An 11,510-nucleotide genomic window follows, 5' to 3' on the forward strand; every position below is an offset into this window, starting at 1 on the left:
TATTAAATATAGCACAATTCATCGCCCGGCTTTATTTTTGGTGCCTTTTTATTTATTTTGTGCATTCCTTAATACAGCATGGCATTAATCACGCGGCGCGAGCAACGGCAGAATCTGCTTTGCGGCCAGCGCGTGCGCCAGCTTGTTCCAATGGCCGTCCAGCGGCTCGAAATCGAAGCGCTCATGCCGCTGCTGCCAGTACTGGGTGAACGTCGGCTGCAGGTCGACCAGCGGGAAGCCACCGTCGCGCACGCGCTGAACGATCCACTCGCGGTCGCCGGGCTGCCAGCTGATGCTGCGCGCGCTGTCTTTGTAAATGCGTTCGCGGTCGGCATCGATCAGGAAAATAACCTTGCTGCCTTGTTGCGCCGACAGTAGCCGCAGCTGATCAAAATAGTAGTCCAGCATCTGACCGCGCTGCGCGCTGAGCGCGGCGGCATCCGGCGCGGCATCCGGCGCCCGGTGCCGCAACGACGCCAGCTTGGCGCTGAACCAGGTCGGGAACTTAAGGTTGGTGAACGCATAGCGTATCAGCGCCGAGCGAAACACCAAGGTCTTGGCCCTGGATTCCTGATAGCCGCTGTGCTCGATGCCGACCACGCCGTCGTGGATGACAAAGCCACTGTGGCCACGCGCAGGCGCGTCGAGCAACGTAATAACGTCATAGGCCTCGACAAATAAGATGAAATTTTTCGGATGAAATTTTGGCCCCAGTTCGCGCATCAACTGCACCGAATCCGCCAGGCCGTTGCCTGACGCCGCCGCCGCATACACGCCGCCGCCCAGCGCCCGGTCCAACTGCCCCTGCACCGTATCCGGGTAGTCCAGCATCAGGCTTTCGATATAGCTGTCACCCAGCACCATCGCTGTGGCGCCGTCGCGCATGTCCGCTGAGTTGTTGTAGCCGTCATGATTAATCTGGCCGCGACGCGTATTGTCCAGGGCCCAGCCGACCGAATACGTGTAGCGCTGGTCTGGCACAAAACGGAAATTAGGTGAGCTCGCGCTGGTCGGCTGTTTGCGCAAGCCGGTGTTGACCGGCGCCAGCTGCAACGCCGCTTCCAGCACGGCCAGCACGAAGGCAATACCCAGAAAAAGATAAAATGAAGTTCGCATGCGGCAGTCTAGAAATTGAAGTATAAGAATTCAGAAGCGCCACGCGTCTCGCCGATCGCCAGCAATGCCAGGCACAACATTAAAGACCCGCCGAGCAAAAAAGCCCCAAGGCGCGCGCCAAGTTTGGCTTCGCGCTCGCGCAGCAGGCCGCGTCCCAGCATCTGATAGGCATTCGGCAGGCAGAACGCCACCAGCGCGCAAACGGCCAGCCAGCCGACACACGCCCTCACATCCATGATGCGATTGACGCCCAGTGTCGGCACGCCGGCCGACGCCAGGTAAGTGCCGCCCCACATGGCCCGCAGCACCTCCAGCGCGATGTCGATCGAGTTCGCGCGGAAGAACACCCAGCCCAGCACCACGGCCATAAAGGTCGCCACCGCGCCGGCCAGCTTCAGGCCGGGCCACTGGCGCTCCCCCAGCAGGTGGCGCAACGCGTGGTTGATCACCAGATACAGGCCATGCAGCCCGCCCCAGGCCAAAAAGGTCCAATTCGCTCCGTGCCATAGCCCGCCAAGCAACATGGTGATCATCAGGTTGACGTAGCGCTGCGCGCCGCCGCGGCGGTTGCCGCCCAACGGAATGTACAAATAGTCGCGCAGGAAGGTCGACAGGGTGATATGCCAGCGGCGCCAGAACTCGATGATCGAGAGCGAGCGGTAAGGCGAATTAAAATTGATCGGCAAGATGATGCCAAACATATAGGACAGACCATAGGCCATGTCGGAGTAGGCCGAGAAATCGAAATACAGCTGGAAGGTGTAGGCCAGCGCGCCGGCCCAGGCTTCCAGTTGGGTGAGGTGGGCGTAGTGCAGGTCAAACACCGGCGCCACATAGCGCGCCACGCCGTCGGCGAGTATCACCTTCTTAAACAGGCCCACGGTAAAGAACAACATACCGACCGCCAGCCGCCCCTGCGAGAAGCGATGCGATTCCGGCTGGTCGAACTGCGGCATCATGTCCTTGTGATGCAGGATAGGGCCGGCGATCAAATGCGGGAAATAGGTCACGAACAAACCGTAGTTTTCCGGCCGGGACTCGCGCACCTTGCCCTGCCGGCTATCGACCAGATAAGCGATCTGCGTGAAGGTGAAGAACGAAATGCCGATCGGCAACGCGATCGGCGCCACTTCATTGGGCACACCGGTCAAGGCCGCGAGGTTATTGAGAAAGAAGTTGAAATACTTGAAGAAAAACAGCACGCCCAGATTCAGTACCACACCGACGATCAAGCTAGTTCTGGCCGCGCGGTCCTGTCCGTGCTCGACATGGCGCGAAATCTGGCGGCCCAGTGTAAAGTTGCCTATCACGGACAGCGCCAGCAGCGGCAGGTAGCGCACGTCCCAGTAGCAGTAGAAAGCCACCGACGCAGCCATCAGGAACACCGTTGACGCACGCAACGAGTATTTCGATAACTGGAAGTAGCCTAGCAAGGCCAGCGGCAGGAAGACGAGGAAAAAAGGAAAGGAATTAAACAGCACGTCTGGGCTACTCTTAAATAGGAATCGGCGCCGCAGTCAACAGCCGGGCGATCGCATGAAATTTGCAGTATAGTAAACTGAAATTTACAAGACGACAACACTGTTGCCCACTCCCTGCCCGCTCCGCCTTTGCCGCCCCTTGGTCAGAGCGGCACCACCGCCGTCACCTCGATCTCCACCCGGGCCCGGTCCTCGACCAGCCCGGCCACCTGCACCGCCGTCATGGCCGGAAAATGCAGGCCGATGATCTCGCGGTAGGCCGCGCCGACCTCCTTGTAGGCGCCGACGTATTCCTTTTTATCCAGCACGTACCAGGTCATGCGCACGATGTGCTCGGGCCGCGCGCCGGCCTCGGCCAGCACCTCGACCGCGTTCTGCAGCGCCTGGCGCACCTGGCCGGCGAAGTCGTCGGTGTGGAACACGCCCTGCCCGTCCCACCCTATCATGCCGCTGACGCACACCGTGCGTCCGCTGGCGGCCACGCCGTTCGAATAGCCACGCGGCCGCACCCAGCCCGGCGGTTGAAGAAATTCCATCATTGTTCCTTAGTGTTAGCCGCGCGCAGCAGTTCGCGCGCGATGATCAGTTGCTGTACTTCGGTGGCGCCCTCGTAGATGCGCAGCGCGCGGATCTCGCGGTACAGCCGCTCGACCGGCTGCTCGCTGACCACGCCCAGGCCGCCGAACATCTGCAGCGCGGCGTCGATCACCTGCTGCGCCGTTTCGGTGGCGGTCAGCTTGGCCATCGCCGCCTCCTTGGTCACATTGCGGCCCTGGTCGCGCTGCCAGGCGGCGCGGTAGGTCAGCAGCGCGGCGGCGTCGATGCCGGTCGCCATCTGCGCCAGCTTGGCCTGCGTCAGCTGGAAGTCCGACAGCACCTGGCCGAACATCTTGCGCTGCATGGCGTGCGCCAGCGCCTCGTCCAGCGCGCGCCGCGCGAAGCCCAGCGCGGCCGCCGCCACCGAGGTGCGGAACACGTCCAGCGTGGACATCGCCACCTTGAAGCCCTGCCCCGCCGCGCCGATGCGCTGCGCGGCCGGCACGCGGCAATCGCGCAACGCCAGCCGCGCCAGCGGATGCGGGGCGATCACCTGGATGCGCTCGGCGATCTCGAAGCCCGGCGTATCGGCATCGACGATGAAGGCGCTGATGCCGCGCGCCCCCGGCTGCTCGCCGGTGCGGGCGAACACCACGTAGAAATCGGCGATGCCGCCGTTGGAAATCCAGGTCTTCTCGCCGTTGAGCACATAGTGATCGCCATCCTGCACCGCCGCGCACTGCATGGCGGCGACGTCGGAGCCGGCCTGCGGCTCGGACAGCGCGAAGGCGGCGATCGCCTCGCCGCGCGCAACGCGCGGCAGATACGCCTCGCGCTGGGCCGGCGTGCCGTGCAGGCTGATGGCGCCCGAACCCAGTCCCTGCATGGCGAAGGCGAAATCGGCCAGGCCGTTGTGGCGCGCCAGCGTTTCGCGGATCAGGCAGATGGCGCGGGTATCGATGCCCGCCCCCGCCGCGCCGCCGATCGCATGCCGCAGCCAGCCGGCGTCGCCCAGCTGGCGCACCAGCCGGCGGCAGGCGGCATCGACGTCGGCCTCGTGATGCTGGGCGATCTGCTGCGCGGCCCAGGCATCGAGCTCGCGCTCCAGCAGCGCGTGGCGCGGCTCGAAGAACGGCCATTCCAGATAGGTTTTATCGCTCATCAGTCGCCTTCGAATTCAGGTTTTTGCTTGGCCACGAAGGCATGGTAGGCGCGGTGGAAATCGTTGGTCGCCATGCAGATCGCCTGCGCCTGCGCTTCCGCCTCGATGGCTTCGTCGACGCCCATATTCCACTCCTGCTGCAGCATCTTCTTGGTCATGCCGTGGGCGAAGGTCGGGCCGTCGGCCAGGCCTTGCGCGAAGGCGCGCGCCGCCGCCAGCAGCGCTTCCGGTTCCTGCAGGCTGTTGAAGAAGCCCCAGCGCTCGGCCTCCGCGCCGGACATCGACCGTCCGGTGTACAGCAGCTCGGCCGCCCGGCCCTGGCCGATCACGCGCGGCAGCAAGGCGCAGGCGCCCATGTCGCAGCCGGCCAGGCCGACCCGCGTGAACAGGAAGGCGGTCTTGCTGCGCGCCGTGCCGAGGCGGATGTCCGAAGCCAGCGCCAGGATCGCGCCGGCGCCGGCGCAGATGCCGTCGACCGCCGCCACGATGGGCTGCGGGCAGGCGCGGATGGCTTTCACCAGGTCGCCCGTCATGCGCGTGAACGCCAGCAGGCCGGGCATATCCAGTTTGGTCAGCGGGCCGATGATGTCGTGCACGTCGCCGCCGGAGCAGAAGTTGTCGCCGGCGCCGGTGATGACCACGGCCTTGACGTCGTCGGCATAGGCCAGCGCGCGGAACAGGTCACGCAGCTCGGCGTAGGAATCGAAGGTCAGCGGATTTTTGCGCTCGGGGCGATTCAAGGTCAGCGTGGCGACGCCGCCACTGACTTCAAACAGAAAATGATTGGCCTGGTAGTCGGCCAGCGCGGCGCGGTTGCCGGGCAGTTGCTGGGCTTCGCCGGGAAGATATCGCATGGTGTGGTTCCTTATTTTTCGTCCGAGGCGTTGAGGTGCCGCTTCATCTGCGACAGCAGGTCGATCAGCTGGCTCTTGTCGGCGCCGGACATGTCCTGCAACAGTTCGGCGATCCAGCCTTCGTGTTCGGCCGCCATGGTGGCGAAGGCCTTGCGGCCGGCCGCCGTCAGCTTGACGCTGTAGGCGCGGCCGTCCTTCGGATCCGGCACGCGCACCACCAGCTTCTCCTGCTCCAGCTGGTCGGTGATGCCGGTGATGTTACCGCCGGTGACCATCATGCGCTTGGACAGCTCGCCCATGCGCAGGCCTTGCGGATAGCGTTCCAGCTGCGCCATCAGGTCGAAGCGCGGCAAGGTGATGCCGAAGCTGGCGCGCAGCCGGCTGCGGATCTCGTTCTCGATCCTGACGGTGCAGGACAGCATGCGCAGCCACAGCTTGAGCGACTGGTGATGGTCCTGCGTCAGGCGGCTGGCCAGGTCCAGCACCGGCGCGTCCTCATCATCGACCGGGTTTGGTTCGTTATCGTTATCTGAAAATGGTGGCATAGTTTCCTCGAACTTCACATGACTTCGCCGCCGGCGACGGCGACGGATTGTCCATTCATGGCGCCCGCTTCGGGCAGGCAAAGCCAGGCCACGGCGCTGGCCACTTCCTCGCTCTGCACCAGCCGCTTCTGCGGATTGCCGGCGGCCAGTTCGGCGCGCGCCTCGTCCTCGCTGCGGCCGGTCCTGGCGACGATGTTGGCGACCGCCTCGCGCACGATATCGGTTTCGGTGTAGCCGGGGCACACGGCGTTGACCGTCACGCCCTTGGTCGCCACCTCCAGCGCCAGCGCGCGCGTCAGGCCGATCACGCCGTGCTTGGCGGCGACGTAGGCAGACACGTAACGATATCCGACCAGCCCCGCCGTCGAGGCAACGTTGACGATGCGGCCCCACTTCGCTTCCAGCATGCCGGGCAGCGCGGCCTGGGCGCAGTGGAAGGTGCCGGTCAGGTTCACGTCCAGCATGCGCTGCCAGAGCGCGGCGTCGGTCTTGCCGAACGGCGCGGGCGCTGCCTGGCCGGCGTTGTTGACCAGGATATCGATGCGGCCGAAGCATGCGGCGGCGGCAAAGCCGCTGCGCACCGATTCCTCATCGGTCACGTCCAGCACCTGCATGGCGACCGCGCCGCCCAGCGGCTGGGCGATGGCGCTCATGGACTCGACGGCGGCCAGCAACGCCTGCGCATCGCGGCCCGCCAGCGTGACGCGCGCGCCCCGCAGCAGCAAGGCCTGCGCGCAGGCGGCGCCGATGCCGCGCGCGCCGCCCGTCACCAGCGCGTGCTTGCCGGACAGCGGCAGGCCGCCCATGCCTGCACCGCCGGCCGAGGCGGAACCCGGCGCCAGATAGGCGTCGCGCGCCGCGGTCTTGTTTATCTCGCTCATACGCTCACCCTTCCAGCAATTTGGCCGCGACCTGCTGCGGCGTCAGGCCGGTGTTGGCCGCCGCCAGCTGGCGTTCGCGTTCGAGATTGCGTTCCAGTTGCTGCTTGGCCGGCACATACTGCTTGGGCCAGGCGATGGCGGAATAGCCGATCTTCGCCGCTTCCGCCAGCGTCCACGCCGGATTGGCCAGGTGCGGGCGGCCGACGGCGCACAAGTCGGCGCGGCCGGCGGCGATGATGCCGTTGGCATGATCGGCCTCGAAGATCGAGCCGACCGCGATCGCGCCTATGCCCGCCTCGTTGCGGATGCGGTCCGCGAACGGCGTCTGGAACATCCGGCCGTAGACCGGCTTTTCCAGCTTGCTGACCTGGCCCGACGAGCAGTCGATCATGTCGGCGCCGGCGGCCTTGAACAGGCGGGCGATATGCACCGCGTCGTCCGGCGTGATGCCGCCTTCGACCCAGTCGTGCGCGGAGATGCGCACGCTCATCGGCTTGTGCTGCGGCCAGGCGGCGCGCATCGCGGCGAACACGCGCAGCGGATAGCGGCAGCGGTTTTCCAGGCTGCCGCCGTATTCGTCGCCGCGCTCGTTGGTCAACGGTGAGATGAAGGACGACAGCAGGTAGCCGTGCGCGCAGTGCAGTTCCAGCCAGTCGAAGCCCGCAGCGTCGGCCGCCTGCGTGGCGCGCACGAAATCGGCTTCGATGCGGTCCATGTCGGCCAGCGTCATGGCGCGCGCGGTTTGCGATATGCCGGCCAGGTATTGCTGCGGCGAGGCGGAGACCAGCGGCCAGTTGTCCTGGCTGCCCGGCAGCGGCTGATCGATACCGTCCCACATGGCACGGGTCGAGCCCTTGGCGCCGGCGTGGCCCAGCTGCAGCGCGATCTTCGCGTCGCTGTGCTGATGGACGAAATCGACGATGCGCTTCCAGGCCTGCGTATGCTCCGGCGCGTACATGCCGGGACAGGCCGGCGTAATGCGCGCGTCGGCCGATACGCAGGTCATTTCGGCGAACACCATCGCCGCGCCACCAAGCGCGCGCGCGCCGAGGTGGGCCAGGTGATAGTCGCCGACGACGCCGTCCACCGCGCTGTATTGCGCCATCGGCGAGACGACGATGCGGTTTTTCAAGACGACGTCGCGCACCTTGAACGGCGTGAACATCGGCGGCGCGGCCTTGGCCGGCACCAGGCCGGCCTGTTCGCCGGCGCGGGCGGCGAACCAGCGCTCATAGTCCGCCACGTAGGCCGCATCGCGCAGGCGCAAGTTTTCGTGCGACAGGCGCTGGCTGCGGGTCAGCATCGAATAGGCAAACTGCGGCGCTTCCATCGCCGTGTAGCGGTCGACGTTCTCGAACCACTCCATCGAATTGCGCGCCGCGCTTTGCAGCTTGATGACCTCCACCGCGCGCGCCGATTGATACGCCGCCAGCGCGGCGGCCGCGTCGGCATGCTGGCCGAAGCAGCGCGCCAGTTCGATCGCGTCCTCCAGCGCCAGCTTGGTGCCGGAGCCGATCGAGTAATGCGCCGAATGCGCCGCGTCGCCCATCAGCACCACCGGTACATCGCCGTTCCAGTGCACCCACTGGCCGCAGACGATGCGCGGGAACTTGATCCACATGCCGGAGCCGCGCAGGTGCGTCGAATTGGACATCAACCCGTGCCCGTCCAGCTGCTCCGCGAACAGCTGCTCGCAATACGCGATCGACTGCTCCGCGCTCATGTCCTCCAGCCCCGCCGCGCGCCACACCGATTCCGGCGTCTCGACGATGAAGGTCGAGGTGTCGCCGTCGTACTGGTAGATGTGGGCCTGGAACCAGCCGTGCTCCGTCTGTTTGAAGGCGAAGGTGAATGCGTCGAACTTCTTGCGCGTGCCCAGCCACACGAAGCGGCACTGGCGCGCTTCGATCTGCGGCTGGTAGCTGTCGGCGTAACGGGTGCGGGTGCGGCTGTTCAGGCCATCGGAGGCGATCACCAGCTGCGCGTTGTAGCGGGCGGCGATCTCCTGGTCGTCCATCACGTCGGTCTCGAACACCAACGACACGCCCAGCTCTTCGCAGCGCTGCTGCAGGATGTTGAGCAGGCGCTTGCGGCCGATGCCGCAGAAGCCGTGGCCGCCGGACGTGACCTTCTCGCCCTTGAAGAAGACGTCGATATCGTCCCAGTGGTTGAACGATTGCAGGATCGCGCGCGCGGTCGCCTCGTCGGAGTTCATCAGGTTGCCCAGCGTCTGGTCGGAAAACACCACGCCCCAGCCGAAGGTATCGTAGGGACGGTTGCGCTCCACCACCGTGATCCGGCGGGACGGGTCCTGCTTCTTCATCAACAGGCTGAAATACAGGCCGGCGGGGCCGCCGCCTATGCAAACAATATTCATGCGATTCTCTTTATTCGGTACGTAGCTTGAAGCGCTGCAGTTTTCCGGTTTCGGTGCGCGGCAGCGCGGTCAGGTAGCGGATCGCGCGCGGATACTTGTACGGCGCGATCTGTCCCTTGACGAACTCCTGCAACTGCGCCGTCAACTCCGGCGACGCCTCGTGGCCCGGCTTGAGCACCACGTGGGCCTCGACGATCTGCCCGCGCTCCTCGTCGGCCCGGCCGATCACGCCGCATTCGGCCACGGCGGGATGGCGCAGCAGCGCGTCCTCCACTTCCGGCCCGGCGATGTTGTAGCCGGCCGAGATGATCATGTCGTCGGTGCGCGAGCGGTAGTAGAAATAGCCGTCGGCGTCCATTTCGTAGGCGTCGCCGGTCAGGTTCCAGCCATTGAGCACGTAGTCGCGCTGGCGCTCGTCGGCCAGGTAGCGGCAGCCGGTCGGGCCTTTCACCGCCAGCCGGCCAATCACGCCCGGCCCGACCGGATTGCCGTCGTAGTCGAGGATGCAGGCCTGGTAGCCCGGCACCGGCTTGCCGGTGGCCCCGGGCCGTATCTGGTCGCCCGCCGCCGAGATGAAAATGTGCAGCAGTTCGGTGGCGCCTATGCCGTCTATCATCGCCAGCCCGGTGGCCTGGCGCCAGCTCTCGCGCGTGGCCAGCGGCAGCGCCTCGCCGGCGGAGACGGTCTTGAGCAGGCTGCCGATGTCGTACTTGTCGGCCAGCGGCGCCATCTGCCGGTAGAAGGTGGGCGCCGTGAAGCACACCGTGGCCCGGTATTGTTCGATCGCCTTGAGCAGGGTTTCCGGCGTCAGCTTTTCCAGCAGCACGGCGGTCGCGCCGACCCGCAGCGGGAACAGCAGCAAGCCGCCCAGGCCGAAGGTAAAGGCCAGCGGTGGCGTGCCGATGAAAACGTCGCTGCGCTGCGAAGCCAGCACCGAGCGCGGGAAGCAATCGCAGATCGCCATCACGTCGCGATGGAAATGCATGGTGCCCTTGGGGATGCCGGTGGTGCCGGAGGTGAAGCTGATCAGGCAGACGTCGTCGGCCGCCGTATCCACCGCATCGAAGCTGGCCGGCTGCTGCGCCATCAATGCCTCCAGCGAACCGGCCGCGCCGGCGTCGACGGCGCCGAACCACAGCGTCTTCGCCCGCACGGCGGCGGGCAAGTCCACCGCCTCCATTTCGGCGCGCAGGCCGTCCGCGCACAGCACGGCGTTGATCTCGGCCTTGCCGGCGATCGTCCCCAGCTCGCGCGCGCGCAGCAGCGGCATGGTCGGCACCGCGATGCAGCCGGCCTTCAGCACCGCCAGCACGCAGGCCGCCATCATCGGGTTGTTCGCGCCGCGCAGCAGCACGCGGTTGCCCGCCTCCAGTCCCAGCGGGCCGCGCAGCACGTGGGCGATGCGGTCGATCTGTTCCAGCAGCTGCGCGTAGGTCCAGCTGAGCTGCTCGCCGCGCACCGCGACGCGTTCGGCGGCGCCGCCGGCCAGCGCGCCGTCGAACAGCTCCGCCACGCAATTGAGGCGCGGCGGATATTGAAGCTCGGGCAGGTCGAAGCGCAACTCGGGCCACTGCTCCGGCGGCGGCAAGTGCTCGCGCGCGTAGCGGTCGGTATGCGCGCTGTCGCCGTTGGCAACGGAAGCGCTGGCAGAACTGGCTGTCGGTCTGGTCATGGTCGCCCTGAAGTTGAAGGTCGTTCGGTATCCGCTGCTCACCCAGCAGATACTTTAAACCTAAACTATCTCAACATCAAGTGCTATCGCTCAGGTGGAGACGCCCTGCCGCACCAGGCCGGATTGGTGGATCACGGCGCGCACCACATCGGCCAGCACCGCTTGCACCGCCTCGTTGGACAGGCTGCCCGGATCGAAGCTTTTCAGCGCGACGGCCGCGCCGTCCAGCCCCAGCGTGACGCAACCGGCGTGCAGGCGGTCGATGCGGGCCTGCGCCTCCGGCTGCTGGGCCTTGGCCAGCAAGACCTCCAGATCGCCGCTGGCGGCGGTCAGCTGGTTCTGGAAACCGCTCAGATAAACCAAAAGTCGCTCGGCGTTGATGCCCAGCCGGCGCATGGTGGTGGCGGGATCTTCGGCCTGGTGCTCGTAGCCGCTGACCGCCTGGTCGAGGAAATTCACCAGATGCACCCGCACCTGCTCGGCCTGGAATGGTTTGACGATATAGCCGGCCGCGCCGGAATTGGTGGCTTCCTGCACGGTATCCTTGTCGTTGGCCGACGTCACCAGCACGAAGGGCATGGTGTTGATTTCCGCATGCCCCTTCACGCGCTGGAGCAGCTCCATGCCGGACAGGCGCGGCATGCGCAGATCGCAGAAGCAGATCGCAGGACGCAAGCCGGCTTCCAGCTGCTGCCAGGCGTCGGCGCCGTCTTCCGCTTCGACGATATCGAACTTGCCGCAGCTGTCGATCAGGTGCATCAACACCATGCGCGAGACGACATCGTCGTCGACTACCAGAACTTTCATGAGACTCCCTGTGCCCTTGACAACTACTTTTGTGTGACCTCAGTACGGCACTTTCCAACGATATTACATGAAAAACCG

10 protein-coding genes are annotated in these 11,510 nt (G+C 65.7%); all 10 read right to left on the reverse strand.

The window, feature by feature from the left end:
* Positions 1 to 84: 84 nt before the first annotated feature.
* The gene (locus V6M89_RS17480) at positions 85 to 1,116 is read right to left on the reverse strand and encodes a hypothetical protein (protein ID WP_332854355.1); all 1,032 of its coding nucleotides are present in this window, start codon (positions 1,114 to 1,116) and stop codon (positions 85 to 87) included.
* An 8-nt stretch (positions 1,117 to 1,124) separates the two neighbouring features.
* Complete coding sequence (locus V6M89_RS17485) at positions 1,125 to 2,597, reverse strand: MBOAT family O-acyltransferase (protein WP_332854356.1); 1,473 nt, start codon at positions 2,595 to 2,597, stop codon at positions 1,125 to 1,127.
* Positions 2,598 to 2,740: 143 nt separating this feature from the next.
* Positions 2,741 to 3,133: a RidA family protein gene (locus tag V6M89_RS17490; RefSeq protein WP_332854357.1), complete on the reverse strand. Its 393-nt coding sequence runs from the start codon at positions 3,131 to 3,133 to the stop codon at positions 2,741 to 2,743.
* Entirely contained in the window at positions 3,133 to 4,296 is a 1,164-nt protein-coding gene (locus V6M89_RS17495; protein WP_332854358.1) for an acyl-CoA dehydrogenase family protein, read from the reverse strand. Before V6M89_RS17495 ends, V6M89_RS17490 begins: the two co-directional genes overlap by 1 nt.
* On the reverse strand, positions 4,296 to 5,150 hold the full coding sequence (locus V6M89_RS17500) for an enoyl-CoA hydratase family protein (protein WP_332854359.1): 855 nt from the start codon (positions 5,148 to 5,150) through the stop codon (positions 4,296 to 4,298). Before V6M89_RS17500 ends, V6M89_RS17495 begins: the two co-directional genes overlap by 1 nt.
* Positions 5,151 to 5,161: 11 nt before the next feature.
* Entirely contained in the window at positions 5,162 to 5,695 is a 534-nt protein-coding gene (locus V6M89_RS17505; protein WP_332854360.1) for a MarR family winged helix-turn-helix transcriptional regulator, read from the reverse strand.
* Between the two features lie 14 nt (positions 5,696 to 5,709).
* Positions 5,710 to 6,501, reverse strand: coding sequence for an SDR family NAD(P)-dependent oxidoreductase (locus tag V6M89_RS17510; RefSeq protein WP_332854394.1), 792 nt, complete (start codon positions 6,499 to 6,501; stop codon positions 5,710 to 5,712).
* Positions 6,502 to 6,580: 79 nt separating this feature from the next.
* A complete protein-coding gene (locus V6M89_RS17515; RefSeq protein WP_332854361.1) occupies positions 6,581 to 8,953 on the reverse strand; it encodes a bifunctional salicylyl-CoA 5-hydroxylase/oxidoreductase in 2,373 nt (790 codons plus the stop codon).
* A 10-nt stretch (positions 8,954 to 8,963) separates the two neighbouring features.
* Positions 8,964 to 10,625 carry an AMP-binding protein gene (locus V6M89_RS17520; protein ID WP_332854362.1) on the reverse strand — a complete coding sequence of 554 codons (1,662 nt, stop codon included), beginning with the start codon at positions 10,623 to 10,625 and terminating at the stop codon, positions 8,964 to 8,966.
* A gap of 90 nt (positions 10,626 to 10,715) precedes the next feature.
* Entirely contained in the window at positions 10,716 to 11,432 is a 717-nt protein-coding gene (locus V6M89_RS17525) for a response regulator (RefSeq protein WP_332854363.1), read from the reverse strand.
* Between the last annotated feature and the right edge of the window lie 78 nt (positions 11,433 to 11,510).

This window comes from Duganella sp. S19_KUP01_CR8, assembly GCF_036688705.1.
Taxonomy (GTDB): domain Bacteria; phylum Pseudomonadota; class Gammaproteobacteria; order Burkholderiales; family Burkholderiaceae_D; genus Rugamonas.